The organism is Sulfurifustis variabilis (genome assembly GCF_002355415.1).
Taxonomy (GTDB): Bacteria; Pseudomonadota; Gammaproteobacteria; order Acidiferrobacterales; family Sulfurifustaceae; genus Sulfurifustis; species Sulfurifustis variabilis.
In genome coordinates this window covers 2721319-2747556 of record NZ_AP014936.1, presented here as the reverse complement: position 1 = coordinate 2747556, position 26238 = coordinate 2721319, and the positions used below count along the sequence as shown (strand labels likewise).

At 66.7% G+C, this 26238-nt stretch carries 27 protein-coding genes and 1 pseudogene; 24 read left to right on the top strand and 4 right to left on the bottom strand.

The features are described from left to right. The first annotated feature begins 27 nt into the window (after nt 1–27). A complete protein-coding gene (locus tag SVA_RS13270) occupies nt 28–849 on the top strand; it encodes a methyltransferase domain-containing protein (protein ID WP_096461676.1) in 822 nt (273 codons plus the stop codon). A gap of 21 nt (nt 850–870) precedes the next feature. On the opposite strand, the gene SVA_RS13265 is transcribed toward SVA_RS13270, so the two are convergent. After that, nucleotides 871–1941 carry a DUF6765 family protein gene (locus SVA_RS13265; protein WP_148665476.1) on the bottom strand — a complete coding sequence of 357 codons (1071 nt, stop codon included), beginning with the start codon at nt 1939–1941 and terminating at the stop codon, nt 871–873. 435 nt (nt 1942–2376) lie between these two features. Between SVA_RS13265 and SVA_RS13260 the strand changes: the two genes are divergently transcribed. The 6 genes from SVA_RS13260 to SVA_RS13235 all read left to right on the top strand — a co-directional run bounded on the left by SVA_RS13260 (nt 2377) and on the right by SVA_RS13235 (nt 8695). Beyond that, entirely contained in the window at nt 2377–3240 is an 864-nt protein-coding gene (locus SVA_RS13260) for a DUF4346 domain-containing protein (RefSeq protein ID WP_096461674.1), read from the top strand. Between the two features lie 591 nt (nt 3241–3831). Continuing rightward, nucleotides 3832–5061 (top strand): glycolate oxidase subunit GlcF, encoded by a 1230-nt coding sequence (gene glcF, locus SVA_RS13255; protein ID WP_096462952.1) that lies wholly within the window; start codon nt 3832–3834, stop codon nt 5059–5061. A gap of 509 nt (nt 5062–5570) precedes the next feature. After that, nucleotides 5571–5963, top strand: a complete 393-nt coding sequence (locus tag SVA_RS20310) for an SH3-like domain-containing protein (RefSeq protein WP_096461673.1) — start codon at nt 5571–5573, stop codon at nt 5961–5963. After that, nucleotides 5941–6366: an SH3-like domain-containing protein gene (locus tag SVA_RS20305; protein WP_096461672.1), complete on the top strand. Its 426-nt coding sequence runs from the start codon at nt 5941–5943 to the stop codon at nt 6364–6366. Before SVA_RS20310 ends, SVA_RS20305 begins: the two co-directional genes overlap by 23 nt. Before the next feature lie 62 nt (nt 6367–6428). Continuing rightward, nucleotides 6429–6848 carry a putative zinc-binding protein gene (locus SVA_RS13240; RefSeq protein ID WP_096461671.1) on the top strand — a complete coding sequence of 140 codons (420 nt, stop codon included), beginning with the start codon at nt 6429–6431 and terminating at the stop codon, nt 6846–6848. 59 nt (nt 6849–6907) lie between these two features. Beyond that, a complete protein-coding gene (locus SVA_RS13235; RefSeq protein ID WP_169924095.1) occupies nt 6908–8695 on the top strand; it encodes a thiamine pyrophosphate-binding protein in 1788 nt (595 codons plus the stop codon). A gap of 209 nt (nt 8696–8904) precedes the next feature. Here SVA_RS13235 and cynR read toward each other — a convergent pair whose 3' ends face one another. Beyond that, a complete protein-coding gene (cynR, locus tag SVA_RS13230; RefSeq protein ID WP_096461669.1) occupies nt 8905–9909 on the bottom strand; it encodes a transcriptional regulator CynR in 1005 nt (334 codons plus the stop codon). Nucleotides 9910–10162: 253 nt separating this feature from the next. Between cynR and SVA_RS20465 the strand changes: the two are divergent. The 15 genes and pseudogenes from SVA_RS20465 (at nt 10163) to SVA_RS13155 (ending at nt 21896) form a co-directional block, all read left to right on the top strand. After that, nucleotides 10163–10928: pseudogene (locus SVA_RS20465) on the top strand (SH3-like domain-containing protein). Between the two features lie 36 nt (nt 10929–10964). After that, nucleotides 10965–11666, top strand: coding sequence for a thiocyanate hydrolase subunit gamma (scnC, locus tag SVA_RS13220; protein ID WP_096461668.1), 702 nt, complete (start codon nt 10965–10967; stop codon nt 11664–11666). A gap of 10 nt (nt 11667–11676) precedes the next feature. Beyond that, entirely contained in the window at nt 11677–12102 is a 426-nt protein-coding gene (locus SVA_RS13215; RefSeq protein WP_096461667.1) for a hypothetical protein, read from the top strand. A 173-nt stretch (nt 12103–12275) separates the two neighbouring features. Continuing rightward, nucleotides 12276–13172, top strand: a complete 897-nt coding sequence (locus SVA_RS13210) for an ABC transporter ATP-binding protein (RefSeq protein WP_096461666.1) — start codon at nt 12276–12278, stop codon at nt 13170–13172. A gap of 47 nt (nt 13173–13219) precedes the next feature. Continuing rightward, the gene (locus tag SVA_RS13205; RefSeq protein WP_197703199.1) at nt 13220–14572 is read left to right on the top strand and encodes an ABC transporter substrate-binding protein; all 1353 of its coding nucleotides are present in this window, start codon (nt 13220–13222) and stop codon (nt 14570–14572) included. After that, the gene (locus tag SVA_RS13200) at nt 14569–15396 is read left to right on the top strand and encodes an ABC transporter permease (protein ID WP_096461665.1); all 828 of its coding nucleotides are present in this window, start codon (nt 14569–14571) and stop codon (nt 15394–15396) included. Before SVA_RS13205 ends, SVA_RS13200 begins: the two co-directional genes overlap by 4 nt. Nucleotides 15397–15499: 103 nt before the next feature. Next, complete coding sequence (locus SVA_RS13195) at nt 15500–16291, top strand: ABC transporter permease (RefSeq protein ID WP_096461664.1); 792 nt, start codon at nt 15500–15502, stop codon at nt 16289–16291. A 94-nt stretch (nt 16292–16385) separates the two neighbouring features. Then, nucleotides 16386–16568 (top strand): CbtB domain-containing protein, encoded by a 183-nt coding sequence (locus SVA_RS13190; RefSeq protein ID WP_096462950.1) that lies wholly within the window; start codon nt 16386–16388, stop codon nt 16566–16568. A gap of 6 nt (nt 16569–16574) precedes the next feature. Continuing rightward, on the top strand, nt 16575–17363 hold the full coding sequence (locus tag SVA_RS13185; RefSeq protein ID WP_096461663.1) for a CbtA family protein: 789 nt from the start codon (nt 16575–16577) through the stop codon (nt 17361–17363). Nucleotides 17364–17523: 160 nt separating this feature from the next. Beyond that, complete coding sequence (locus SVA_RS13180) at nt 17524–17913, top strand: DsrE/DsrF/DrsH-like family protein (protein ID WP_169924094.1); 390 nt, start codon at nt 17524–17526, stop codon at nt 17911–17913. A 50-nt stretch (nt 17914–17963) separates the two neighbouring features. Then, a complete protein-coding gene (locus SVA_RS13175) occupies nt 17964–18194 on the top strand; it encodes a sulfurtransferase TusA family protein (RefSeq protein WP_096461662.1) in 231 nt (76 codons plus the stop codon). 85 nt (nt 18195–18279) lie between these two features. Then, nucleotides 18280–19413, top strand: coding sequence for an NAD(P)/FAD-dependent oxidoreductase (locus SVA_RS13170; protein ID WP_096461661.1), 1134 nt, complete (start codon nt 18280–18282; stop codon nt 19411–19413). An 11-nt stretch (nt 19414–19424) separates the two neighbouring features. Beyond that, nucleotides 19425–19862, top strand: coding sequence for a helical membrane plugin domain-containing protein (locus SVA_RS13165; protein WP_197703197.1), 438 nt, complete (start codon nt 19425–19427; stop codon nt 19860–19862). A 206-nt stretch (nt 19863–20068) separates the two neighbouring features. Next, on the top strand, nt 20069–20509 hold the full coding sequence (cynS, locus tag SVA_RS13160) for a cyanase (RefSeq protein ID WP_096461660.1): 441 nt from the start codon (nt 20069–20071) through the stop codon (nt 20507–20509). A 535-nt stretch (nt 20510–21044) separates the two neighbouring features. Continuing rightward, entirely contained in the window at nt 21045–21896 is an 852-nt protein-coding gene (locus tag SVA_RS13155) for a phosphate/phosphite/phosphonate ABC transporter substrate-binding protein (protein ID WP_096461659.1), read from the top strand. A gap of 521 nt (nt 21897–22417) precedes the next feature. On the opposite strand, the gene SVA_RS13150 is transcribed toward SVA_RS13155, so the two are convergent. Further along, entirely contained in the window at nt 22418–22738 is a 321-nt protein-coding gene (locus tag SVA_RS13150; protein ID WP_096461658.1) for a hypothetical protein, read from the bottom strand. Between the two features lie 43 nt (nt 22739–22781). Next, nucleotides 22782–23363 carry an NAD(P)H-dependent oxidoreductase gene (locus SVA_RS13145; protein WP_096461657.1) on the bottom strand — a complete coding sequence of 194 codons (582 nt, stop codon included), beginning with the start codon at nt 23361–23363 and terminating at the stop codon, nt 22782–22784. A gap of 86 nt (nt 23364–23449) precedes the next feature. Here SVA_RS13145 and SVA_RS13140 point away from each other — a divergent pair, with 86 nt between their 5' ends. Both SVA_RS13140 and SVA_RS13135 read left to right on the top strand, forming a co-directional pair. Continuing rightward, nucleotides 23450–24502 carry a DMT family transporter gene (locus SVA_RS13140; RefSeq protein ID WP_096461656.1) on the top strand — a complete coding sequence of 351 codons (1053 nt, stop codon included), beginning with the start codon at nt 23450–23452 and terminating at the stop codon, nt 24500–24502. Between the two features lie 102 nt (nt 24503–24604). Further along, nucleotides 24605–26230: an MFS transporter gene (locus SVA_RS13135; protein WP_096461655.1), complete on the top strand. Its 1626-nt coding sequence runs from the start codon at nt 24605–24607 to the stop codon at nt 26228–26230. Nucleotides 26231–26238 lie beyond the last annotated feature (8 nt).

The window sequence follows — 26238 nt, the reverse complement described above, 5'->3', positions numbered from 1 at the left end:
GCGCCGTCGCAGAACAGAAGGTGAAGCATGGCTGCACGCGATCCGCATCGATTCGTCAACGAGCTCGACCCGGCCTCGGTGGAGCGGCTCATCGCGCGGCTCGAGAACCGCGCCAAGGACGCCGTGTTCGCGCGGCTGTTCGACAAGTACGCCGCGCGGCTCAATCTGCCCGACTCGGCGCAGGTGCTGGAGGTGGGGTGCGGGACCGGGGCCATGACGCGCTTTCTCGCGCGCCGCCCGGACTTCACCGGCCGCGCGGTGGGCGTCGACCACAGCCCGCCGTTCATCGAGGCGGCACGACGCCACGCGCAGGCGGAAGGCGTCGGGGACCGCATCGCGTTCCGGGTCGGCGACGCCCATCGCCTGGACTTCCCGGCCGCGACGTTCGACGCGGTCATCGCCCACACCGTGATCAGCCACGTCACCGACCCGGCCGCGGTCCTGCGGGAGATGGCGCGCGTGGTCCGCTCCGGCGGGACCGTGGCCGTGTTCGACGGCGACTACGCCTCCCTGACGTACGCGTTCCCGGACGCCGGGCTCGGCCGCCGCGTGGACGCCGCTCTGGTGAACGCCACCTTCAACAACCCGCTGATCATGCGCGAGCTGCCGCGGCTGTTCCGGGAACTCGGCCTCGATCTGATCGAAGCCTGGGGCGAGGTCGTGGCCGAGATCGGAAAGGGGAGTTACTTTCGCACTTTCGCCGAGACCTACGTGCCGGCCGTGATCAAGGCCGGCCTGCTGCCGGCGGAGACGATCGAGGCGTGGCTCGCGGCGCAGCGCCGGGCGATGGAGGGCGGAACCTTCTTCGCCTCCTGCAACTACTACACCTATCTGGCCCGGCCGGCGTAACGCGCCTGCCCGGTCGCGATCTCACCAGTCGATCGGCACCGATTCGACATTCAACCCGTTCGCCGGCAACAGCTCGTCGAGCAGGTAGCCGCGGTGGAGGTTCGCCGCCTGCAGAAAACGGCAGGCGAGCGTGCGCTCGACCCGTTCCCGGTCCTGCAGCGCAAACGCGCGAATTTCGCCATCGAGCATGTGCGCGTCGTAGTCGGGGATGGGCTCGGGCCGCCTGTAAAGGAGGCCCGCGCCCGCGGCGCCCTTCCATGCGTCCACCCGCTCTCGCACGTCGCCTTCGACGGCCAGAATCGCCCGAATCGTGCTGCGCATGTGGGCGAAGTCGCGGTAGGCGCCGGGGTCGTCGTACCCGCCGTCGAGCCGCGCTCGCGCGCGCACGAAGAAGTCGTGGAGGCGCTCGCAGCACACGAGGAAGGTCTTCGCGTTTTCGCGCTTTCCCGACGGTCGCGCCGGACTGGCATAGTCGAACTCCCATGCGAGGTACGGCTCGTCGGGGAACGTCGCGACGGACCCGTGTCCGAGGCACAGCAGTCGACCGGCCAGGGGGCCGCTTGCGTACCGCGCCACGAAGCGGTCGCGACGTGCGGCGAGGGCCGCGCGGGCGGCGGCCGAGCAGTGGAAGACGAACGATGCCTCGTCGACCCGATTCATCGGGGACGATATCCCGGAGAACCCGTAGTGCGCGAAGGTGTCCGCATACGCGTGGGCGACGATCCCGAGCAGCGGGACCCCGAGATCCCGGTCGAGGCGCTCCAGGGCATGATCGAGGACGGCGCGGGCGATCGGGCTGTCCATGGCGCACAGCAGCCGCTCGTCGAGCGAGTCGCCCTGGTTCCCCGGCAGGAAGTGAAACGGGATCCACGTGCGGCGCTGGTCCCGCGGCGTCGTGTAGTCGGCGCGACCGGAAGGGTGGTGCGAGGTCGGCTCGGCCCGGATCTCGAAGCCGTCCTGACAGACGACGGCCACGCGGTCGGCGTGATCGACGTACTCGGCGCAGGTCGCGATCTCGCGCGCGGCGTCCGCGCGCAAACCGGCGGCGCGCGCGAGAGCGTACGTCGCGTAGTAATGCATGTCCCTCTGCAATGCGTTTCTCCCGGCGAGGCGAGCGATCGTGCCGCGGGTGTCTCCCTGCAGAAAAAAAGGGGGCTTGACGCCCCCCAAGAGGGAGGAAGAGTCTCACCGGGCCCACCGCCCGCGCGACGGCGCGGATTACAGCTGCTCGGACGCCCCGCCGTAATCCTCCGCATGGGTCGTGCATGCGCGAGGCGATGGGCGCGTAAGCGGTTGTAGCCGTGCCGCATCCGCGGAATGGAAACCCGCGAGCAAATGTAGCCAACAGCCCTCTCGGAGGCCAAAACTTTGTTCTTATCGACTCGATAGGGCATTGCTATGCAAGCCCGGGACACGACGACGCGGGCGTTGCATCGCAGCGCCGTATTGCGGATGTCGACCCGCGCTTGATAGTTTGTCGAACGATCGTCGTCGGATCTTGTTTGGTTGAAGACCGGAGGGGCAGCGATGCGGACCGCGATGGAGAACTTCGGATTCTTCTTGAGCCGTGCGTTCGCGAGCACGAAGCCCCGGCGCCGGACCTGGCCCTACGTGCCCGGCAGCTATTTCGTTTCGGATCCGGACGCGCCTGTCGCCGTCACGACCCTCGGCAGCGTGGCGCTCGCCGAAGCCGTCAGCCGGAATCCGCCGTCGGGTCTCTGCATCGTCGGTAAGGTCGAAACCGAGAACATCGGCATCGAAAAGATCGTGAAGAACGTCCTGTCGAATCCGGCGATCCGCTATCTCGTCTGCGCGGGAAACGAGCCGCCCCGTCACCTGACGGGCGCGACCCTCCTGGCCCTGTTCGCGAACGGCATCGACGAGCGCAAACGGATACCCGGCTCGCCCGGCATGCGGCCGGTTCTGCCGAATACCTCCGCCGCCGAGGTGCAGGCATTCCGCGAGCAGGTGCAGCCCGTCGACATGATCGGTTGCACGGACGTGTCCGCCATTCACGCCCGGGTGGCCGAGCTGACGCGGAGCGCCGCGCCCGCGACCGGGCCGCGGTTCGATCGCGGGCGCGAGGCGGGCGGGGAGACGGAGGTCGAGCGCGTGGTCGCCGTCGGCGTCGACCCCAGGCGCATCAAGCTCGACGAGGCCGGCTATTTCGTGATCCACGTGGAAGGCGACGCCCTGCTGGTCGAGCACTACGACTACCGCGAGAAGCTGCTCCGCGTGATCGAGGGGCGCGATGCGAGGAGCATCTACCTGACGGCGGTCCGGAACGGCTGGGTATCGCGGCTCGACCACGCGGCGTATTTCGGCAAGGAGCTCGCGCGGGCCGAGTGGTGCATGAAGCAGGGGCTGCCTTTCGTCCAGGACGGCGCGTAGCGCTGCCCCGCCACGCGCGCTGTGCTCCCTCAGAGCCAGGAAGACGACGGCATCGACGATCCGCGGTGTTCAAGGGCGAGGCTGATCCCTCCAGGTTAGGGGCAGGCGACCACCTGCGCATCAAGGATCTGGCTGACATCTCCTGCAGCCGGTGCCAGACCCGCCCCCACGACAAAGGTGAGATTCTGTTGCATTGGTCGGGACGCCTTTTGCCGTCGGCCTGACCCGCCTCGAGCGTGGCACCACGTCACCTTTGCAGTGGGTCCAGATCGCCGCGGCGACGCTCTCGCTCGCGTGTCTGCTCTGCGCTTTATCCGAGAAGAACTACTGCAGCGCGGAGACGCTGCGCGCGATCGTCCCGCATCACGGCGTCACGACGAGCGGCTCGAGCTACCTGCATAGCGAAGAGGGTCGTTACTTCGAGCACAAGATGATCGTGCGCGTCGCCGCGTCGCACGTTTCGACAGCACCGAGAAGCTCACCGCCACACGCCAGGTGCTCGAGTGGTCGCTCGTTCCGACCGGAGAAGGCGGGGAGGCGACGGGAAAGCTGTTCCGCCAACCTGGCTCCGGTATCATAGGCCGACTCCCGATGAAGCCAGTGCTCGTCAATTTCGTCCGCGATACGCCCCTCGGACGCGACGCCGCGGCCCTCCTGCGCGCGTGCGTGCACTGCGGCGCGTGCGCGCCGACCTGCCCGACTTTCCAGCTCCTGGGCGACGAGCTCGACAGCCCGCGTGGCCGCATCTATCAGATGAAGATGGTGCTCGAGGGTCGCCGCCCTGCGACCCGGGAGACCCTCGCTCACCTCGATCGCTGCCTGGGCTGCCGCACCTGTGAGGCCGTTTGCGCCTCGGGCATGCACTACGCGGCGCTCCTCGACATCGGGCGCGTGCTGATCGAAGGCCGCGTAGCGCGCCCCTGGCGCGAGCGGGTGGCGCGCGCGCTGGTGCGATCCGTGATTCCCCATCCGGGACGGTTCACGCCGTTGCTGCGCCTCGGGCAGCTCGTGCGGCCGTTGATGCCCACTGCGTTGAAGCGCCGGATCCCGGCACGCCGCCGCGCGGTCGAGTGGCCGGCGTCGCGGCATGCACGGCGGATGCTCGTTCTCGACGGCTGCGTGCAGCCGGCGATCGCGCCGAACATCAACGCGGCCGCCGCGCGCGTGCTGGACCGGCTCGGCATTTCACTGGTGCGCGCCCAAAGCGCCGGCTGCTGTGGCGCGCTGCACCAGCACACTTCCGATCCCTCCGGAGCGCTCGACTTCGCCCGGCGCAACATCGACGCCTGGTGGCCGCACGTCGAAGCCGGCTGCGAAGCGATCGTGACGACGGCCAGCGGCTGCGGCCTTCACGTCAAGGAATACGGTCACCTGTTGCGCGGTGATCCGACGTATGCCGCGAGGGCGAAGCGCGTGTCGCAGATGGCAAGGGACCTTTCCGAAGTGGTCGCGCGAGAGGACCTCGGGCGGCTCGAACCGGGCGTGCCGGCCGGAACGAAGGTTGCGTTCCAGTCTCCCTGCTCGCTGCAGCACGGGCAGCGGTTGAACGGCGTCGTGGAGAAGATCCTGAGCGAGGCTGGCTTCGTCCTGACGGAAGTGCCGGACCGGTATCTCTGCTGCGGCTCGGCCGGCAGCTACGCGCTGCTGCAACCGGGGATCGCGAGCCGACTCAAGCGCAACAAGGTCGCCGCGCTCGAATCCGCCCGGCCGGATCTGATTGCGAGCGCCAACATCGGTTGTCTCGTGCATCTGCAAAGCGGCACGGACTTGCCGGTGCGACACTGGATCGAGTTGTTCCAGCTTCCGCGAGGCGACGCGTAGTCGCGGCGCGGGATCGCCGGGCGCGGACAGGAACCCGACCCGCGACGAACGCGTCCCTGTACGATACCTTCGATGTCGTCCACCTGAGAAGACTCGCGCGAGCGGTGCGTCCCACCGCCGGCTCGCAGCGGGGCGTCGAGATCTTCCGAGCAGTTCGCCCGGCCGGAGTTGAGGTTCACCGGCGGCTCGGTACTCATTCGCTGCGCCGCTCATCGCGACTGGGCCGCGCGCGGTTCGCGCAATCCCGCTCTCTTCCCGATCGGCGATCGTCACCGGGCTTCGATTCGTTCCGACGATGTCAACGCGCGCGCAGCGACGCCGCGTCGCGCGCGAGCGAGACGATCAGTCCTGTCGTCGTTCTATACCTGGTCTTATTAAAAATAGGGCGCACCTATGCGACAGATCGAGATTGAGACTTGGACAGCGAGACGTGCGAGCCGCATGATTCTCGCATCGATGCATGTATTGCGATCCGTGTGAAGAGAACGACGTAAGAGGAGAACGAGATCATGTCATCGCGTAACGTCCCGAGGCCGCCGCAGCCGGCGCCGACTTCCGCCGCTTTCGAGCACGCGCGCTTCAAGGAGTCCATGCGCGTCGTCCACGATCTCGGCGGCCAGGAGGGCGGAGCGATTCCGCTCGAAGAGAGCAAGCCGAAATCGTGGGAGCTCAACACCTACGCGATCTGCGAGTGCCTTTCATGGCGCGGCGTCTGGACCAACGTGGAGAAGCTCCGGCGGGGCGCCGACCTCGGCGACAAATACCTCGCGGTGCCGTACTCGGCGCGCTGGCTGCTCGCCGCTGCGCGGGCGCTGGTCGACCGGGACCACATCACGCTGACCGAGCTGACCGACAAGATCGAGGAGGTGAGAAGACGCCATGCGCAAAAGTCGCCACGCTGAGACAGACGACGAGGGATTGGGCAAGGCGAGCAGCGCGCCCAAGTACAACTACCTGCGCGTTGCCGAGATCGCCGCCGGCATCGGCGACCCGCAGTGCTACAAGGGCAAGGCCGGTCGCCCGCCCCGCTTCAAGATCGGCGACCGCCTGCGGGTCAAGGATCAGCCGGATCTCTTTTACAACCAGACGCCCGGCTACATCCGCGGCGCCGTCGGCACCGTGGAGGACATCGCCTACGAGAGCCCCGCCCCGGAAGACGAGGCGTGGGGACACATCGACAAGGTCGAGTGGTTCTACGTGGTGTGTTTCCGGCACGAAGACCTGTGGGACGACGATTCTCCCGATACGAATCCGGACGACACGATACGAACCGAGATCTCCGAGCGTTGGCTCGAGCCGGTGTAGCCCGCTCGGCTGCCCGGCGCCGAATCGGCAACCCATTCACTTCTCGTATTGGGAGGCGTGACGTGGCTCGACAGATTCCTCATCTCCCGCTGGTGTACAGCTGCTCGGGATGCTCGAGCGCAGCCCAGCTCGCCAATACGCTGGCCGTGCGTCTCGATCGCGACGGCGAGGCACAGATGTCCTGCATCGCCGGCGTCGGTGCCGACCTGCCGAACTTCGTTCACCAGGCGACGTCGGGTCGCCCGATCCTCGCCCTGGACGGCTGCCCGCTGGCGTGCGTGCGCGGCTGCCTGCGACGCCACGACGTCGAGCCCGACCGCTACGTGCAGCTCCAGAAGCACGGCGTGAAGAAACGCTACGGCCAGGATGCGCCGGAGGAAGACGCGGAGCGTCTGTATCCGTGGATCGTGCAGCTCGCGCGCGAGATCCGGCCGGACGGCGAGCGGTCGCAGCCTGCGGCCAAGATCGGCGAAGCCCAATGAGCGGGGTGGTGCCGGTACGGCCGGCCGGCGCAGCGGCGGTGCCACCGAAGGAGAATCAGATGAGATCGATCGCGACCGGCCGCGAGCAGACGGCGACCGGACGGCAGACAGCGAGCGAGCAGCCTCGGAGAATGAAGGGGCAGGAGTTCCTCGCGGAGCTGATCCGCCGCTCGGGCACGAAGGCGGTCTTCTTCGTCCCGACGTTCCTCTATCCGACGCTCGTCGAGCTGGCCGAGACCCGGATCAAGCGCGTGCTCTGCCACTCGGAGAAGGCCGCGGGCTACATGGCCGACGGCTACGCGCAGGCGTGCGGCCGCCCGACGGTCGTGATCGCGCAGGGCGGTCCCGGCGCCACGAACCTGTACGCCGGCCTGGTCGATGCCTGGCAGAGTCACACGCCGCTGCTCGCCGTCACGCCCGTCCTGCCGAGCTCGCGCTACCAGGGCAATTCGTATCAGGAGGCGTACGTCGACTTCCGGCCGGTGACCAAGTACGACGCCGAAGTGCGGTCGCTCGACCGGATGGCCGAGTTCTTCGGCAAGGCGTACCGCGAGATGACCACGGGCGCGCCGCGGCCGGTCCACCTCTACCTGGACGGCGCGCTCGAGGCGGGAGAAGCGGAGTTCGACTTCCGGTTCCTCGATCCGCGCTACTTCTCCTATCCCGCCTTCCGGCCGCGGGCGGACGAGGACCTGGTGGAGCAGGCCGCGCGGGAGCTGACCGAGGCGGAGCGTCCGGTCATGGTCTGCGGTCGGGGCGCGGTCGCGTCGGAGGCGTGGAACGAAGTCACCGCGCTCGCCGAGCATCTCGCGCTGCCGGTGGCCACCACGCTCGGCGGCAAAGGAAGCATCGACGAGCGGCATCCGCTGTCGCTCGGCGTGACCGGTTCCTACCGCAGGCCTTCGACCGATCCGGTGATCGCGGAAGCGGATCTCGTGTTCTATGTGGGTGGCCACCACGGCGGCGCCACGACGAACATGCGGCGGCTGCCTGCGCCGGGCACCCGCGCCATCCACGTCGACATCAATCCGGCGCAGCCCGGCGCCAATTACCCCAACGTGCTGCCCCTGATCGGCGATGCGCGCACGGTGCTGCGGCAGATGCGCGAGGCGGCGGGCCCGGCGGAGCGCGGCGCGCATGCGGCCTGGGTGGCGAAGGCGCAGGCACGCCTGCGGACATGGCGCGAAAGCGAACGCGAGCACACGCAGGGCAACCGGACGCCGATCCGTCCGGAGCAGCTGGCGGTCGAGCTGGTGAAGGCCTGCCCGGACGATACCCTTTACGTCACGGACACCGGTTACGTCGGAACGTGGGCCGGCGTGTTCATGGATCTGCCGGCCGGCCGGAATTTCCTCCACTGCGAGGGGAGCCTCGGGTGGGCGTTTCCGGCGGCGATCGGCGCCAAGGCCGCCGCGCCCGATCGACCGGTCGTCGCGTTCACCGGCGACGGCGGGTTCTTCTACCATCTGAGCGAGCTCGAAACCGCGGTGCGCAACGGCATCCCCGTGATCACCGTGGTGCTGAACAACCAGGCGATGGCGTTCCAGACGCATCTGCTGCGGACGTTCTGGTCCGGTTCGCCCGGCCTCGACACGCTGTCGGAGTTCAAGGAGACGCGCTTCGCGGACCTCGCACGGGCAATGGGTGCACGGGGCGTGCGTGTGACCGATCCCGCGCATCTCGGGCGAGCGGTACGGGAGGCGATCGATGCGAACGTGCCGGCCGTGATCGACGTCGTCATCGATCAGACGGCGGCTGCGCCCGTTGCGGTGATGGCCGGGCAGGGCAGCCGCGCGGGCGCGTCCGTTACGCCCGTGGACGAGAAGGGCCCGACCAAAAAAATTTAGGCGAGTGCAAAGCCAGGCGACCCGCGGGACTTCCGGCAGGAAGCGCACCTCCAGCGACCAGACGGGATCCCGGCATCGGGCGGGGCGAATCGTCCCGGGACCAGCGCGTGTCGACCCGTTCCGAGACGCCCGCAGACAACGCGTCCGCCGAGCGTCGGTTGCCGGCAGCGGCGGACCGGTCGTTATCTCGGCCCCGCCGTTTCCCTCATTCACTTCTGCAGATCGACGACGCGCTTCTTTTGTTGATCGAAAGGCGGCTTCTTTTCGAGGTAGCAGGGCCGCTTGGGGCGAGCGGGTACCTGTCGCCGACCGTGCGCCGACCAATCCGCCGCGAGCGCCATGAAGGCGAGAGAGGCCGGGCTGCGGTAACCGTTCTTCCGGCTGATCACCGTGATCGTCTTGCCGGGCAGATCGGGCGAAATCTTGATCGGATAGAGACCGCACTGGGTGCGAACGATGCTGACGGGGAGCACAGTGGCCAAAGGCCCCACCTGAACCATCTGAATGATCACGCTGAGCGAATTGGTTTCCATCGCGATGCGCGGGCTGATCTCGTTCTGCGCGCAGTAGTCGTCGATGTGGCGCCGCAGGGCAAAATTGCGGTTCAGCAATACCAGCGACTCTTTCCCGAAATCTTCCGCGCTCAGGTGATCCACCGTCCCCGCCATGCGATGTGCATTGCCGACAGCCATGCATATCCGTTCTTCGAAGAGCAACTCCGCCTCGATTTCGTTCGATTCCACGAGGTTCGCGGGCTTTCCCCGGAAAGCGATGCCGATGTCGATGATGTCCTCGAGCACCGCCGTCTCGATGTGCTCCTGGGGCATCTCGAGCGTGCTCAGGGTGATGCCCGGATAGAGGCTGTTATATCGATCCAGCAGCGGGCAGGTCAGGTAGTCCGTGATGGGGTTCCAGCCGAGACGGAGCGACCCGCGGCTCAGATCGTGAACGTCGTGGATGGCGCGCATCCCTGCATCAAGCTCGCCCCACGCGCGACGCGCGTGCTCCAGATAGATCCGACCCGCGTCGGTGAGCCTGACCGCGCGCCCCGATCGATCGAGCAGCTGCGAGTGCAGCGACTCTTCGAGATTCTTGATCTGCTGCGACAACGTCGGCTGCGAGACGTGCAGTACCTCGGCCGCGCGCGTGAAGCTTCCGTGCTCCGCGATCGCGAGCAGGTACTGGAGGGAGCGCGGAAAGATGACGCGATGCATAAGAATCTCACTATGGGTTCGATAAGAACTAAGTCTTGGACCGAACAAACCGCTCCACGATAGAGTGCCATCAGGTCGACTGAGAGAGCAATAAAGCAGGCTTATTAGCGAGTCCTTATGGTCGACCGTTACGACCCATAGGCAAAGTCTATTAGGCATCTGCCGACGAAGTACAGCCCCACGCGCCAGACGGTCTTGTTCGAACTTCTAAGGAGGACCTCCGTTCATGTCATCTGATATCCGAGAGAAGGTGATGCGCCACATCACCACGGTCGGCTACCTGCAGCCCGCGCTGCACAAGGCGACCCATGCGCCCGCTCCCGACGAAATCGACCACACCCTCTACCGGGCGTACACGCGATCGGCGCACGACGTCGGCGGCGAGCCCGATGTGCCCATTCGCTGGGAAGAGAAGGAAGAAGAGCAGTGGGAGCTCAACACGTTCGCGACCTGCGAGTGCCTCGCGTGGCGCGGCGTGTGGAACGCCGAGGAGCGCCGTCGCCGGCAGAACGTCGACCTCGGTCAGACGCAGTACCTCGGTCTGCCGTACTACGGGCGGTGGCTGCTGACCGCCGCACGGATCCTGGTCGACAAGCAATACGTCACGCTCACTGAGCTCGTCAACAAGATCGATGAGGTGAAAAAGCGCCATGAGCAAAAGTCAGCACGATAGAACGCACCACGCCAAGAAGGCGACCGGCATAGGTGATCCGCAGTGCTTCAAGGGCGAGGCGGGTTCCGCCAAGTTCAAGGTGGGCGACAAGGTGCGGATCAGGGATCTGCCGGATCTCTTCTACACCCGCTGCCAGGTCTACACGCGCGGGGCGGTAGGGACGGTGGTCGCGCTGGTCTATGAGAGCCCCGCTGCCGAAGACGAGGCCTGGGACAACACCGACAAGCCGGAATGGTTCTATAGCGTGAAGTTCCGACAGAAGGACCTCTGGCCGGAGTATCACGACGTCTACGCGAACGACACGCTGGAGACGGAGTTTTCCGAGCGTTGGCTGGAGAAGGCCTAACCCGCCCGCGGATCTTGAATAGAGAGGACTAGCGAAATGTCAGACAAGCACAAACCCCAGCCGATGGTCGACGAGATCAGCGATTTCGAAGTGCTCGAGACCGCCGTGCGCGAACTGGCCATCGAGAAAGGGCTTTTCTCCGCCGAGGACCATCGGCGCTGGACGGAATATGTTCATACCCTCGGCCCGGTGCCCGCGGCGCGTCTGGTCGCCAAGGCCTGGCTCGATCCCGAGTACAAGAAGCTCGCCGTGAAGGACGGCGTCAAGGCGAGCCTGGCGGTCGGGGTCGACTGGATCAACAGCCCGCCCACCGGCTTCGGCACGCCGAGCGACTACTGCAACCTGCGCGTCCTCGAAGACACTCCCAAGCTCAAGCACGTCGTCGTGTGCACGCTCTGCTCGTGCTATCCCCGTCCGATCCTCGGTCAGTCCCCGGAGTGGTACCGGACCCCGAACTACCGCCGCCGACTGGTCCGCTGGCCGCGGCAGGTGCTCGCGGAGTTCGGTCTTCAGCTGCCGCCTGACGTGGAGATCCGGGTCGCCGACTCCAACCAGAAGACGCGCTACATCGTGCTGCCGGTCCGGCCGGCGGGCACGGAAGGCTGGACCGAAGACCAGCTGGCCGAGATCGTGACGCGCGACTGTCTGATCGGCGTGGCGGTGCCGAAGCCGGGCGTCACCACGAACGAGAAGCGGCCGGTGCGTCCTGCGGTCCATCCGGTCCATCACGACCACTGAGGGGCACGCCATGGACACATCGAACCGGAAGGATCGCGGCTCCACGGGCCCTTGGCACGGGACGGACACGACACCGATCGCCCTCCTCGAGACCATCCGGCGCCGCGGCCGGGTGTGGGAAGAACTCGCCGCGCAGTACGGCGTGAGGAATCCGGACCCGCCCTGGAAGATCACCCTGGACGCGACCTGCGACATGCTCGCCGCCGAGTCGTGCGTGGTGCCCTACGACCAGGTCGAGCCCGGCTCCTGCGCGCTGCCGTCGCTCGAACGGCGTGCAGAAGAGGACGATCTCTCCGAGACGATCTATGCGGACGTCCCGTTCCCGGAGCGACAGCTGCTCGCGCTTGCGCATTCGATGATCAAACGCGGCCTGTTCAAGGAGGAGGAACTGGCGCAACGGATGAAGCAGGTGCACGAACGGCTGACCAGCGCCTAGCGGGAACGCGGCGATCGGACCGCCCGCCGGGGCCCGATCGGGCCGCGGCGGGCTGCCGGATGGCCGGCCGGAACGCGAGTAAAGAAGTTTTCGGTTGCCTGGTGTGTGAACGAACCCAGCGCCGAGTGCGCGACAAAACGAAAACCAGCGCAACCACTGCTGATGGAGGAGAGATGACGGTACGCGGAGTTCATATCCAGATCGAGAAGCTGAGCCACCGCTACAGCGCCCGATCACCGTTGACGTTCGACCGGGTGGAGCTCGAGGCGCAGCGCGGCGAGGCGCTCGCCATCATCGGCCGGTCGGGCTGCGGCAAGTCCACCCTGCTCCACATCCTCGCAGGTCTCATGCGCCCGACGGACGGAACCGTTCGGCTCGACAACGACGTTGTCGACAAGCCGTCGCCGCGCTGGGTGATGATGTTCCAGGCGCCGCACCTGTTCCCCTGGATGAAGGTGTCGCAGAACGTCGGCGTCGGGCTGCATTTCGCCGGATGGAGCGAGGAGAAGCGGCGTGCGCGCGTGACCGAGGCCATCAAGCTCGTGCATCTCCAGGACTACGCCGACAACAACGTCCAGGACCTGTCCGGCGGCCAGCAGCAGCGCGTGGCGCTCGCCCGCTCGCTGGTCATGGAGCCCGAGATGCTGCTCCTCGACGAGCCGTTCTCCGCGCTGGACGCGTTCACGCGCGCGGCGCTGCAGCGCGACGTCCGCTCGATCACCAAGCGCCTCGGGATCAACCTCGTGATCGTCACGCACGACATCGACGAGGCGGTGCTGATGGCGGACCGCGCGCTGATCATGGCCGGATCTCCCGGCAAGATCTACGACGAGCTGCAGATCGACCTGCCGGATCCCCGGGAGCGCCAGGACCCGGCGGTGCAGGCGATGCGCGCGCGGCTGATGGAGGCGTTCCACAAGGCCGCCGGCGCGCCGCCGCCCGACGGCGAGGACACGCACGACGCCGCAAAGCCGGCGTCGCAGTCGATTCAGGGTATCGGTGCAGGAGGTAAAGGAACTACAACAACGCCCAGGATCATGTCCGCCGGCACGCCGGCCGACATCGGGTAGGGAGCTGTCGCTTTTCCAACCCGTCAACCATTTGGAGGAGACGCCGAATGAAAAAGAAACTAAGCGAGGAGATGGTCGAGACTCGTCTGGACTTGCCGCCCGACGAGCTGATCCTGCCGGACGATCCCGAGGTCAGGGAAGGAAAGCCGGACCCGAGGCTGGTCGTGGAGCGCGATCCGCTCTTCAGCCCGGTGCTCGGCACCGGCGTCACCCGGCGCGACGTGCTCAAGATGGGCGCCGCGCTCGCCGCCATGGGGTGCGGGCTGCCCGCGGCCGGGCGCGCCTTCGCCCAGGAGAAGAAGTTCAACGAGGTGGTGCGCGTGGGTTACCTCCCCATCACGGATGCGGCAGCGCTCCTGATCGCGCACGAACAGGGATTCTTCAAGAAGGAGGGGCTCGATTCGGTGCGTCCGGAGCTCGTCCGGGGCTGGTCGCAGATCGTCGAGGCCTTCCAGTCGCACAAGTTCAACGTTGTGCACCTGCTCAATCCGATCCCGATCTGGATGCGCTACAACAACAAGTTCCCGGTGAAGATCACGGCCTGGGACCACACCAATGGCTCGGCCTTCGTGTACGGTCAGCATACGGGCATCAAGAGCATCAAGGACTTCGGCGGTAAGCAGCTCGCGGTACCGTACTGGTATTCCAACCACAACATCATCGCGCAGATGCTGCTGCGCGACGCCGGCATCACGCCGGTGATCCGCCCGCAGGACGCGAAGCTCGCGCCGAACGAGTGCAACCTCCTGGTGCTCGCGCCGCCCGACATGCCGCCGGCGCTCGCCTCGAAGAAGATCGACGCCTACATCGTCGCCGAGCCGTTCAACGCCCTGGGCGAGATCCGGGCGCGCGCCAAGATGCTGCGCTTCACCGGCGACGTGTGGAAGGGCCATCCGTGCTGCGTGGTCGCGATGCACGAGGCCGACGTCATGGATCCGGCGCGGGCCGCGTGGACGCAGGCGGTGCACAACGCCATCGTCGCCGCGCAGCTCTTCATGGGGGAGAACCGGAAGGAGACGGCGAAGATCCTGTCGAAGGACGGCGCGAACTACCTGCCGTTCGACTTCGAGATCATCGACCGGGCCATGAACTTCTACGATCCCGCGTACTACAAGAACCCGCTGGCGATCAAGCACGTGGACTGGGGACAGGACCGCATCAACTTCCAGGCCTGGCCCTATCCGTCGGCGACCAAGGTCGTCACGGAGGAGATGAAGCGGGTCGTGCTCACCGGCGACCGGGCGTTCCTCGACAACCTTTCGTCCGACTTCGTGGCGAAGGACCTCGTCAACTACGACTTCATCCGCAAGTCGCTCGAGAAGTATCCCAGCTGGAAGAAGGACCCTAGCGTCCCGCAGTCGGGCGATCCGTACACGCGCAAGGAGGTCATCCAGGTATGAGCTCGGTCGTCGCGCCCACCGGGGGGCTCGCGTCTTCCGGCCTGAAGTCCCCGGTGGTGCGGCGCCTGCTTTGCGGCGCCGTCGGCCTCGCGGCGTTTGTCGCGATCTGGGAATTGGGCACGCTGCTTCTCGGCCTCAATCCCCAGACCCGCACGTTCGTGACCTTCGGGCCGGTTCCCACGTTCACCGCGTTCCCGGAGCTGTGGGCGCAGGGCAAGATCCAGAGCGCCGTCTACGCGAGCGGCCAGCGCCTCGGCTACGGGATGCTGATCGCCATCGGCCTCGGCATCCCGGTCGGCATTCTCATGGGGCGGAGCAAGCGGTTCCGCGAGCTCAGCAACTCGCCGTTCCAGCTGCTGCGCATGATCAGCCCGCTCGCGTGGATGCCGCTCGCCGTGCTGGTGTTCATCGGGTGGGACCAGGCAATCGTCTTCCTCATTGCCATCGCCTCGGTGTGGCCAGTGGCCTACGCCACCGCCGCGGGTCTCGCCAAGGTGGATCCCGCGTGGTTCAAGGTGGCGCGCAACCTCGGCGCCCGGCCGGTGCACATGCTGACGCAGGTCATCCTGCCCGCGATCGCGTTCGACATCTTCACCGGTATCCGGCTCGCGCTCGGCGTCGCCTGGGTGGTGCTCGTGCCCGCGGAGCTCCTCGGCGTCACCTCGGGGCTCGGTTACGCGATCCGGGACGCGCGCGAGACGCTGTCGTACAACCAGCTCACGGCGATGGTGCTCGTCATCGGCGTGATCGGCTGGACCTTCGACACCGTCTGCGTCGCGCTCATCAAGCGCTACAGCTGGCACCACAGGGGGAGCGAATGCTGAGCGGCAACATCATCCGGCATCACTTCAGCGGCGGCTCGGTTCGCGGCGCCCGGACGGGAACGACAAGACCATGAGCGCGACACCCGTAACGGCAGTACCGAGAATGCACGCGTCCCTGGGCTTGCTGAAGACAACGGGGAACGGCCTTTTCAACTTCTTCGCGGGCCTCGCGATCCTGTTCCTTATCTGGTGGCTCGGTATCGCCTACATCGCGAGCAAGCCGGAAACGGCCCTGTTTTCCGACTTCGGGCCCATCCCGGCTATCGAAGGCGTCGCCGAGCTGTGGCACGAAGGCGTGATCCAGGAGGCCATCTGGGCGAGCGGCTATCGCCTGGGCATGGGCATGCTGATCGCGATCGCGGTCGGCGTCCCCATCGGGATCCTCATGGGCCGCAGCCGGACGTTCCGCGAGCTCAGCAACTCGCCGTTCCAGGTGCTGCGCATGATCAGCCCGCTCTCCTGGGAGCCGATCGCGGTGATCGTGTTCGCCGGGTGGGACCAGGCGATCATCTTCCTGATCGCGATCGCCGCCGTCTGGCCCGTGATGTTCTCCACGGCCGCGGGGCTCGCCAAGGTGGATCCCAACTGGTTCAAGGTGGCGCGCAATCTCGGCGCCAGGCCCTGGCACGTCGTGATGACGATCATCGTGCCGGCGATCGCCTTCGACGTCATGACCGGCATACGCCTCGCGATCGGCGTCGCGTGGATCGTGCTCGTGCCGGCGGAGTTCTTCGGCGTGACCTCGGGCCTCGGCTACGCGATCGAGGACGCGCGCGAGTCGCTCCAGTACGACCACCTCATGGCGATGATCCTCGTGATCGGCGCCATCGGCTACGTCCTCGACTCGGCGTGCGTGCAGATCATCCGGCGCTACTGCTGGTCGCGCCAGTCATGAGGGGCATCGGATCCGGTCGGATATCCGCCATCGACGGTGTCCGTTTTATCGGGTGTTTCAACGCAGTCGTATCAACCAACTCGGAGAAATGACCATGCAAAGCCAGGCCACCATTGCTGGAACCACCCGCGCTACCCTGCTTTCGAAGGGGATCCAGCTCGCGTCCGCCCTGTTCCTGGGGATCGTGGTGCTGTACGGCTCGGGTTTCGTGCAGTCGTCAGAGGTGCACAACGCGGCGCACGACATGCGTCATGCCGCAGGCTTCCCCTGCCACTGACCGGCCATGTTGTTCCGTCGAATCATCTTTGCCGCGCTGCTGGTGGGCGGCCTGTCGGGACTGCTCCTGAGCGCCGTCCAGCGGTGGCAGGTCATCCCCATCATCAACGCGGCCGAGCAGTTCGAGAACGCACGGATACCGCAGGCGGCCCGTGCGGCGAGCGAGGAGGCGCCCGCGCATTCGCACGGCGATCATTCGCATGCCGCTCACGAGCACGAAGCGGGCGCCTGGGAGCCGGCGGAGGGTGTGGAACGGATCGGCTTCACGGTGCTCGCCAACGTGCTCGCCGCGTTCGGTTTCGCGCTCATGATGATGGCCGCGATGGCCATGGTCGTCCGGCAGCAAGCCCTTGCTCCGCGTCGGACGGCGCCCAGGCTGGACTGGCGTTACGGCCTGTTGTGGGGAGTTGCCGGCTACATGGTGTTCTTCCTGGCCCCGTCGCTGGGTCATCCGCCCGAGATCCCGGGGTCGGTTGCCGCGCCCCTCGGTGCCCGGCAGCTCTGGTGGATGCTTGCCGCCGGATGCACGGCGGCCGGTCTGGCCGTGACGGTGTTCGGAAGGTCGCCGTGGCGCTGGGGCGGGCTCGCGCTCCTCGCGTTGCCTCATGTCATCGGCGTCCCTGAAAGCGGCATGAGCCCGTTCGTGGGCTTCCCCGCCGACGTCGCTGCGGACATGAACAGACTCGCGCGGCAGTTTGTCTGGGCAACGGCGCTCGCCAACGCAGCATTCTGGCTCGCGCTCGGAGGGCTGTCGGGATGGGCGATTCAGCGATTCGTCGCGAAATCCGTCGTCTGAACGCCGAGGCGGGACCGGGTGGAGACCCGGTCCCGCGGCCGGCCCCGGTGACCGAGCGTTCCCACGTGGCACGGCCCGGGTCCGGGGAAGGAAGGTGCAGTCGTGGTCCGAAACTGATGTTCGCGCGAGCGACCCGATCGAGGAACGAGGCAAGAGGAAGATGGCACGAAAAATCGACATCGTGTGCGTTTCCGGCACGCGCGAGAAGCTGCAGATGGCGGCGATGTTCGCGTCGGTCGCTGCCGCCACCGGGGACACGGTGACGGTGTTCTTTTCGATGAATGCGCTGAAGCATTTCGTCAAAGGCGCGGCGGGAGACGCGCCGTCCGAAGGGGAGTTCGGGACGCTGATGAACCAGCACGGCGTGCCGCCCTTCAAGCAGCTGTTCAAGCAGGCCGCGGAGCTCGGGGACGCCAAGCTGCTGCCGTGCTCGATGGCCATGGACCTGCTCAAGATCACGCGAGACGAGCTGGACCCGGAGTTCGGTCCGCCGACGGGGCTGACGCGCTTTCTCAGCGATGCCGAGGGCGGCCAGCTTCTCACTTTTTGATTCGGGAAGGGGAAATCATGAGCAACACCAAGCTACAAGAGGAAACGGTAATGGGTCAGTGCAAGGTCATCGACGCACGCAACACGTTCTGCCCCGGGCCACTGATGGAACTCATCACCTACATGAAGCAGGCCAAGGTGGGGGAGACGCTGGAGCTGCTGTCGACCGACCAGGGCTCGGCCACCGACGTGCCGGAATGGATCAAGAAGGTGGGCCACGAGATGATCAGCAGCGAGAAGGTCGGCGAGGTCTGGCACATCAAGGTTCGCAAGGCGAAGTAGGCAGTCGGCGTCATCACTCGACCGCGTCCGGTCCTTACCGGGCGCTTACCGGGAAGCGCTCCCGGCTATCCGAACAGGAGAAGTAATGAGAATCCTAATCGTTGGCGGCGGCACGGGCGGCACCATTGTGGCGAACAACCTCGCGCGCCGGCTGGCCGGCGAGGTCCGTGCCGGCAAGGTCCGGCTCACGTTGATCTCGGACACCGACCGGCACATGTACCAGCCGGGCCTCCTGTACGTCGCGTTCGGCCAGATGACGCCGGATCAGCTCTATCGCGACGAGGCGAGCCTGCTCGACCCGAGCATCGATTTCCATGTCGACCCGGTCACCGATTTCCACCTCGGCCGGAACCAGGTCAGGACGCGGAGCGGCAAGACCCACGAGTACGACCTGCTCGTCATCGCCACCGGCGCGCGCATCGTGCCGGAGGAAGTGCCGGGCATGAGCGAAGGGGCGGAGACCTTCTACACGGAAGAGGGCGCCGTCCGCCTGCACAAGCGCCTGATGGAGTTCAAGGGCGGCACGGTGGCCATGGTCGTATCGATACCGCACAAGTGCCCCGTGGCGCCGGTCGAGGCGATCTTCATGCTCCACGACTTCTTCAAGGCGCGCGGCATCCGCGACAAGGTGAAGCTGCAATACAAGTATCCCGTCAACCACGTCCATGCCACGGCGAACGTCGCCCGCTGGGCCAAGCCGGAGTTCGACAAGGCCGGCATCGAGTACGAGACCCTGTTCAACGTGAAAGAGGTCGATCCGGTCAACAAGGTCGTCTACAGCGAAGAGGGCACCGAGTGCAAGTACGATCTGCTGATCGCGATCCCGCCGCATCGCGGGATGGAAATGGTCGAGCGCAACGACCTCGCGCAGGGCGGCTGGATCCCGACCGACCGCTTCAAGCTGACCATGACCGGTCATGACAACGTGTATGTGATCGGCGACGCCACCAACATACCGGTCAGCAAGACCGGGTCGGCGGCGCATTTCGAGGCGGAAGTGGTGGCCGAGAACATCGCCTCCATGATCAAGACCGGCACGCCGGTTCGGGAGTACGACGGCCGCGTGTACTGCTTCATCGAAGCGGGCTACGACCGCGCCACCTACAACGCCTTCGACTACGTCAATCTGCCCGAACTGAAGCCGCCGTCCAAAGCGATCCACTGGTTCAAGGTGGCATACAACAAGATGTACTGGACCACGGTGCGTGGACTGCTTTGAAGGAGACCCTCGTGAAGGCGAACGAAACACCGAAACTCCCGCCCGAGCTCCCGCCCATGCTGGACGAGGCGACCATCAACAGCCTCGTCGAGACGATCAATTTCGTCGCGTCGGCGAAGGATGCGATGTCCGACGAGATCGTTGCCCGGCTCGCCGGCACGTTCAGCGAGGGCATGACGCTGCTCGACCGCCTCACCCGCAACCAGGGCCTGATGCGCCTGCTCCAGGTGCTGGATCGCCCGGAGGTGCAGTATCTGCTCATGAGCTTCGGCGATGCGCTCGCGGCGATGAGCCGCGACCTCGCGACCGCGCCGCCGGCCAAGGGCGGCATCGGCGGCCTGCTGAAGGTGGCCCGCGACCCCGGCACGCAGGAGGGACTCCGGTCGCTCTCGCTGCTCGGTAAGTACTGGAGCGAGAGCCTGCGGGAGCTGCACCGGCAGGGCGGTTAGACGCGCCCCCTTCCGTCGAGCTCCGCGGCGTTTCACGGCGGCAGGCGACCGAACATGCACCGATCCGCTCGCGGAGTACGACCGGGACGTCCGCCGACGTATCGAAAGCGCCGCAGTGAGCGCTGGCTGCGGCCGCTTTCGATCCACCCGGCGCGCCCGCTCGCACGCATCCAGTCCACGACCCGTTTCGCGCCCGAGGAGTCCCGATGAAAAAGTCCGAAATGACCGAAGCCATCCTGGCTGCCAAGACCCGGAAGAAGCTCGCCTGGGAACAGATCGCCGAAAAGACCGGGCTGTCCCCGGTATTCACCACGTCCGCGTGCCTGGGCATGAACAGCATGCCGAAGGAACATGCCGACAAGCTGTGCGCGGCGCTCGGTCTGCCGGGCGAGGTATCGGAGGCGCTCCAGGCCTTCCCGCACAAGGCGTGGGACAAGACCATCCCGACGGATCCGGTGATCTACCGGTTCTACGAGGCGTTGAACGTGTACGGCGAGACCATGAAGCTGCTGATCGGCGAGAAGTTCGGCGATGGCATCATGAGCGCGATCGACTTCTCGATGACGATCGACAAGCAGCCCGATCCCAAGGGCGACCGCGTGGTCATCACGATGAACGGGAAGTTTCTTCCGTACAAGGTGTTCTAACTGTCTTCCTGGCCAACAGGCCCTTCGGCAACGAGCGACATCGGGTCGCCCGGCCGAAGTCTTGCGCGCCCACGCCCAAGACTGTCGATGCCGAGCACCAGACGCTGCGCGACCGCCTGCCGCCCGATCGGGTCCGGGTCCGCGGCGACCGGGCGCGGCTGATCCAAGTCCTGGGTAATCTGCTCGGCAACGGCGGGTTGCTCTGGCTGCTTACCGTCAGGCGCGCGATCGCGAGCGGGCGGCGGCCGCGCAATGCGATCGCGATTCCGTGAAGCTCACGGACACCCGACACTCCGGTGCTGTTCTTCGCATCGGCGAGAGCATCAGGGCATTAACGCATTGAGCCGCGACGCGCTCGCGTTCACCGACTTGGCCCGTGCAACGGCCGGGCAGCTATTCTTACAGTGGGGTTCGTCCGTGCGGTTTGGAGCGGTCCGGGACGCCGGTGTGCCGGTTTCCTGAAGTAGAGTCGATCCACACGAAATCCGACGGTTGGACCGTCGAGGTAACTCAATAAGAAAAAGGGGAAATACTCATGTTTGCGCTTACCCGATTCCAATCTCTCTGCATTGCGGCCCTCGCGCTCGCCCTCGCCGTGCCCGCCCGAGCGGCTGACTACGTCTTCTCCGCGCCTCCGCTCGCGGACCCCATCGACGATAGAGCGGTATATGGGCCGGTCGCCGAGTATCTGTCGGCGGTCATTGGCAAGAAGATCGTGTACCGTCGCTCGGACAACTCGCTCGCCTATCCAGAGCAGATGCGCAAAGGGACGTATGATCTGGCATTCGATGATCCGCACTTTGTGTCCTGGCGTATGGTCAAGTTGCAGCACACGCCGCTTGCCAAGCTCCCCGGAGAACTGGTATTCGCGGTCGTGTCGCGCAATGACAACAACGAGGTGAGCGACGTCAGGGACCTGATCGGCCGGCCGGTGTGCGCACTCGTGCCACCGAACATTGCCACCCTGACGCTCATGGCGCAGTTCGAGAACCCGGCCCGCGAGCCGCTCATCGTCGAGAAACAGTCCTACACGGCGACATACGAGGGTGTGATCAGCAAGAGCTGCGTCGGTGCCGCCGTTCCGGTTGGGATCGCCCAGAAACTGGCCAATGAAGGAGTGATGAGGATTATCTACGAGAGTGACGGCGTGCCGAACCAAGGGTTCTCGGCCGGCCCGCGCTTTTCGGCCGAGGACCGGACCAAGATGGCGGATGCGCTCGTTGCCCCCGAGGCCCGGACGAAGCTCGCAAGGTTCTTCGATACCTGGAGCAAGGACAAGAACCTGCAGCGCGCGTCGCATGCGGAGTACCAAGGCGTGGCCCGGCTCCTCAAGAACACGTACGGCTTCGACCTTTCGGCGACCGCGGCCGACCCAACGGTGCGCTGATCAGCCGAGATCGAGCTCGGCCAACGACGAGGGCGTCGGCCGGTCTGTCCCCGGCGGGCGATCGGACCCTGGCCATCGATGCTTTTGAGGAAAAGCGCCAGAAGATTACCGAGATCAGCAGGACGGGCATAGGGCCCTGTGCTCACGAGGGGGCCGTGCAGCTCAGCGCCAACGCTCTACGAAGCAGCGGTAACGACCGGACCGAAATGAAGGAAGAAAGAAGGCACTTGACGCTCCAGGAGGGCCTGGTTATGACGCGGCATAGGTCGTACGACGACCCAGGAGCGCGAGGCGAGCGCGCGGCACGTGAGCAACATCGCCTCGCCGCGGCAACTCGCGCGCGGCTCATGCCATGGAAACGGGGGAAGTCCGCTTCCCCGTCACCCGGACCTCTCCGGAGGGGAGGGGAGAAGAGGAGAGGGGATTCGATAGCGGATTGAGTTGTGCGCGTGTCGGCGCCAGCGCCTCCGGCGAAGCCCCGCGTCTCGCTCGAATCTCGCAGCGGGAACGAGGACGACGCCTCATTTCACGCCGGCCTTCCAGACGAGGGCATAGCGCGATCGATCGACCTTGCCCTGGTTGTCGACGATCGTGATCTCCGCGCCGCACGACTTCGCGGTCTCGTTGATCGGGCTGTTGAAGAGCGCTTTTCGAAACCGCCGGTAGTCGAGCGAGCGGAACTCGGCGTCCTGCTCCTGCAGAAAGGAATGAAGGTCCGGCAGGGTGAAGCACCAGCGCCCGGGCTCCACGGTGAAGCGCGGTTCCTGCCTCAGCTTGTTCAACAGCGTCTCGTTCCTTCGAGCCGCCTGCTCGAAGAAAGAGATCAGCGCCTGTTCGAGCATGCGGAAATTATCTCCGTATCCGGCGGCGTAAGGCCAGCGACGTTCAGCGCGCGCTTCGGCCCAGGCGGCGCATCTGCTCGAGCCAGTGCTGACGCCGCGCCGGGCTGCCCTCGACCAGCCCGATCAGCGTCGCGCGCACGGGCCGCACGCCGGAGAAGCGGAGGATGTTGCGCTCGAGGCTCTTCAGGCCGTGGGCGCCGAAGTACCAGCGGTAGACGAACGCCGGCATGCCCATCGTGACGACGATGCGCGCGGACTTCCCGGTCAATCCCTTCCTCGGGAGCTTGCCCCGCTGCGTCTCCGCCGCGAAGCCCGGGCGGAACACCTGCTCGAGAAAGCCCTTGAGCAGGGCCGGCACGTCGCCGTGCCAGAGCGGATAGAACAGGACGAGGTGATCGGCCCAGCGGATCGATTCCTGCGCGGCGCGGATCGGCTCCGGCGGCTCACCGGCGTCGAACTCCTTCTGGGTGCGGAGCAGCGGGAAGTCGAGCCGGGCGACGACGATCCGGGCGACCTCGTGGCCGGCGTCTTCGGCCGCTGCGGCATAGGCGGCCGCGAGCGCGTTGCCGAAGCGCGTGCCGCTCGGGTCGGGATGACCCTCGATGATCAGGATGCGTCTCGGCATGGGTCCGATACTGTGCGCCCGGCCACGGACGCCGTTCAACAGCGGGACAAGGGACAGCGCGCGCCCTGCGCGATTACACTGAACGCATGAACCCCGCGCTCGCCGCCCTGCTCGCGGCGTTGCTTTTCGGCCTCAGTACGCCCTTCGCGAAGCGGCTTCTCGGCGAGGTCGAGCCGCTCCTGCTTGCCGGCGTGCTGTACCTCGGCTCCGGACTCGGGCTCTGGGCGTGGCGGCTCGCCTCGCGCCGGCTGTCGACGGGGGAAAGCGAGCGTCGACCGGGCTTCACGCGCGACGAGCTGCCCTGGCTGATCGGCGCGATCGCCGTGGGCGGCGTCCTCGCACCCGTGCTCCTGCTGTACGGCCTGCGGGCGACGCCGGCCGCGACGGCCTCGCTGCTGCTGAACCTCGAAGGCGTCTTCACGGCGCTGCTCGCCGCGGCGTTCTTCGGCGAGCACCTCGGCCGCCGCATCGCGCTCGGCCTCGCGTGCATCGTGGCCGGCGGCGTACTCCTCAGCTACACGCCCGGGACGCCGTTCCGCATCTCGCCGGGCGCGCTCGGCGTCGCCGGTGCCTGCCTGGCGTGGGCGCTCGACAACAATCTCACCCGCCGGATTGCGACCGCCGATGCGGTACGGCTGGCGGCGATCAAGGGCCTCGCGGCGGGAACCGTGAACACCGTGCTCGCCCTGATCGTGGGCGCGGCGCTGCCGGCCCCGCCGGCGGTGCTCGGCGGGCTGGTCGTCGGCGCGCTCGGCTACGGTGCGAGCCTCGCGCTGTTCGTCCTCGCGCTCCGGGGCCTGGGGGCCGCGCGCACGTCCGGTTACTTCTCGACCGCGCCCTTCGTCGGCGCCGCGGTCGCCGTCGCGTGGCTCGACGAGCCGGCCGGCGTCCGGTTCCTGCTCGCGGGCAGTTTCATGGCGCTGGGCGTATGGCTGCACCTGAGCGAGCGTCACGCGCACCTCCACCATCACGAGCCGCTCGTTCACGACCATGCGCACCGTCACGACGACGGGCACCACGAGCACGCGCACGATTTCCCCTGGGACGGCCGCACCCCCCACGCCCACCCGCACCGGCACGAGCCGATCACGCATTCGCACCCGCACTACCCGGACGCGCACCACCGTCACCGGCACTGAAAAAACCAGTGAAAAGTTCCAGGTGACAAGTTCTAAGTTATAGTGCGCGCTTCGCGCGTTCATCCACTTATCACTTCGCACTTATCACTTATCACTGTTCTCATGTTCCCCGCCGCCCGCCGCTGGATCGACCGCAACATCCTCGAGCTGGGGCGGGAGATGCGGCTTTCCTACCTGCCGCCGCTCATGGTCTACATGGCGGCCGGCGTGTCGGGCCTCACCGCCATCGTCGGGACCTTCTTCGTCAAGGAATACCTCGATCTGTCGGCCGCGTTCCTGGCGGCCCTGGGCTTCTGGGCGGGGATTCCGTGGGCCCTGAAAATGCCGCTCGGGCACCTGGTGGACCTCGTCTGGCGCTGGAAGGGCTGGCTCGTCTACCTCGGCGCCGGGCTCATCGCGACGAGCCTTCTTATTATGGTGGGTCTCCTCACGGACCGGGAGGCGATGACGGCGGTCATGTCCGCCGGGGCATGGTACGTGCTCTCGGTGCTGCTCGCGCCGGTCGGGTACGTGGTCCAGGATGCGGTCGCCGACGCGATGACGGTGGAGGCCGTGCCGCGCGTGGACGAACAGGGCCGGCCCATCGACCCGGCCAAGCGCAAGCTCATGCACACGACCATGCAGACGCTCGGCCGCGTCGCGATCATCGGCGGCAGCGTGTTCGTGGCGGTGATCAACCTCTACCTCTTCCGCGGGGTCGCCGGCCTGCCGCCCGAGGCGATCGCCGGCATCTACCGCAACGTGTACCTGATGGCGCTCGCGATTCCGGCGATCTCCGTGTCGGGCGTGCTTCTGGCCGCGGGGGTGCAGGCGCGCGACCGCCGGCGGCTGCGGTCGCAGGGCTTCAGCGCGGAAAAGATCGAGGAGCTCGTGACCAAGCGGACGGAGCCGACCCGGCCGAACTGGTGGATCCTCGGCGGCAGCCTGCTCTTCGTCGCGTTCACGCTCACCGTCGGGCTCGGACAGGCGCCGTACAGCGAGGAGATCGTCTTCGCCGGCTCGATGGCGATCGTGGTGTTCCTGATCGCGCAGATCACGCGGGAGCTCGACGCGGAAGGGCGCGCCACGCTCGTGGGCACGGCCGCCGTCATCTTCGTCTATCGCGCGATCCCCACGCCGGGCCCCGGCCTCACCTGGTGGATGATCGACGAGCTCGGCTTCGACCAGCACTTCCTCTCGGTGCTCTCGCTCATCGGGAGCGCCCTGACGCTGGCCGGGATGTTCGTCTTCCGCCGCTTCATGGCCGAGCACTCGATCGCCTACGTCGTCGGATTTCTCACCCTCGCGGCCTTCGTGCTCGCGCTGCCCATCGTCGGGATGTACTACGGCCTGCACGAGTGGACGGCGGCGGTGACGGGCGGGGTGGTGGACGCGCGCTTCATCGCGCTGGTCGACACGGCCGTCGAGTCGCCGCTCGGGCAGATCGCGATGATCCCGATGCTCGCCTGGATCGCGCAGTGCGCACCCGCGAACCTGAAGGCGACGTTCTTCGCGGTGATGGCCTCGTTCACGAACCTCGCGCTCTCGCTGAGCCAGCTCGGGACGAAGTACCTGAACCAGATCTTCGTCGTCACGCGCGAAGTGCGCGATCCGGCGACGAAGGCGGTGACGGTGCCCGCGGACTACGGCCAGCTCGGCGACCTGCTGATCGCGCAGGTGATCCTCGGTCTGGCGCTGCCGTTCGCCGCCATCCTGTACGTGCGCCTCACGCGGTTGCGCACCGCCTAGCCCGGCGC

Coding starts and splice junctions, on each gene's coding strand:
- SVA_RS13270 (WP_096461676.1), top strand. CDS start 28: ATGGCTGCACGCGATCCGCATCGATTCGTCAACGAGCTCGACCCGGCC.
- SVA_RS13260 (WP_096461674.1), top strand. CDS start 2,377: ATGCGGACCGCGATGGAGAACTTCGGATTCTTCTTGAGCCGTGCGTTC.
- glcF (WP_096462952.1), top strand. CDS start 3,832: ATGAAGCCAGTGCTCGTCAATTTCGTCCGCGATACGCCCCTCGGACGC.
- SVA_RS20310 (WP_096461673.1), top strand. CDS start 5,571: ATGTCATCGCGTAACGTCCCGAGGCCGCCGCAGCCGGCGCCGACTTCC.
- SVA_RS20305 (WP_096461672.1), top strand. CDS start 5,941: ATGCGCAAAAGTCGCCACGCTGAGACAGACGACGAGGGATTGGGCAAG.
- SVA_RS13235 (WP_169924095.1), top strand. CDS start 6,908: ATGAGATCGATCGCGACCGGCCGCGAGCAGACGGCGACCGGACGGCAG.
- cynR (WP_096461669.1), bottom strand. CDS start 9,909: ATGCATCGCGTCATCTTTCCGCGCTCCCTCCAGTACCTGCTCGCGATC.
- scnC (WP_096461668.1), top strand. CDS start 10,965: ATGTCAGACAAGCACAAACCCCAGCCGATGGTCGACGAGATCAGCGAT.
- SVA_RS13215 (WP_096461667.1), top strand. CDS start 11,677: ATGGACACATCGAACCGGAAGGATCGCGGCTCCACGGGCCCTTGGCAC.
- SVA_RS13210 (WP_096461666.1), top strand. CDS start 12,276: ATGACGGTACGCGGAGTTCATATCCAGATCGAGAAGCTGAGCCACCGC.
- SVA_RS13205 (WP_197703199.1), top strand. CDS start 13,220: ATGAAAAAGAAACTAAGCGAGGAGATGGTCGAGACTCGTCTGGACTTG.
- SVA_RS13200 (WP_096461665.1), top strand. CDS start 14,569: ATGAGCTCGGTCGTCGCGCCCACCGGGGGGCTCGCGTCTTCCGGCCTG.
- SVA_RS13195 (WP_096461664.1), top strand. CDS start 15,500: ATGCACGCGTCCCTGGGCTTGCTGAAGACAACGGGGAACGGCCTTTTC.
- SVA_RS13190 (WP_096462950.1), top strand. CDS start 16,386: ATGCAAAGCCAGGCCACCATTGCTGGAACCACCCGCGCTACCCTGCTT.
- SVA_RS13185 (WP_096461663.1), top strand. CDS start 16,575: ATGTTGTTCCGTCGAATCATCTTTGCCGCGCTGCTGGTGGGCGGCCTG.
- SVA_RS13180 (WP_169924094.1), top strand. CDS start 17,524: ATGGCACGAAAAATCGACATCGTGTGCGTTTCCGGCACGCGCGAGAAG.
- SVA_RS13175 (WP_096461662.1), top strand. CDS start 17,964: ATGGGTCAGTGCAAGGTCATCGACGCACGCAACACGTTCTGCCCCGGG.
- SVA_RS13170 (WP_096461661.1), top strand. CDS start 18,280: ATGAGAATCCTAATCGTTGGCGGCGGCACGGGCGGCACCATTGTGGCG.
- cynS (WP_096461660.1), top strand. CDS start 20,069: ATGAAAAAGTCCGAAATGACCGAAGCCATCCTGGCTGCCAAGACCCGG.
- SVA_RS13155 (WP_096461659.1), top strand. CDS start 21,045: ATGTTTGCGCTTACCCGATTCCAATCTCTCTGCATTGCGGCCCTCGCG.
- SVA_RS13150 (WP_096461658.1), bottom strand. CDS start 22,738: ATGCTCGAACAGGCGCTGATCTCTTTCTTCGAGCAGGCGGCTCGAAGG.
- SVA_RS13145 (WP_096461657.1), bottom strand. CDS start 23,363: ATGCCGAGACGCATCCTGATCATCGAGGGTCATCCCGACCCGAGCGGC.
- SVA_RS13140 (WP_096461656.1), top strand. CDS start 23,450: ATGAACCCCGCGCTCGCCGCCCTGCTCGCGGCGTTGCTTTTCGGCCTC.
- SVA_RS13135 (WP_096461655.1), top strand. CDS start 24,605: ATGTTCCCCGCCGCCCGCCGCTGGATCGACCGCAACATCCTCGAGCTG.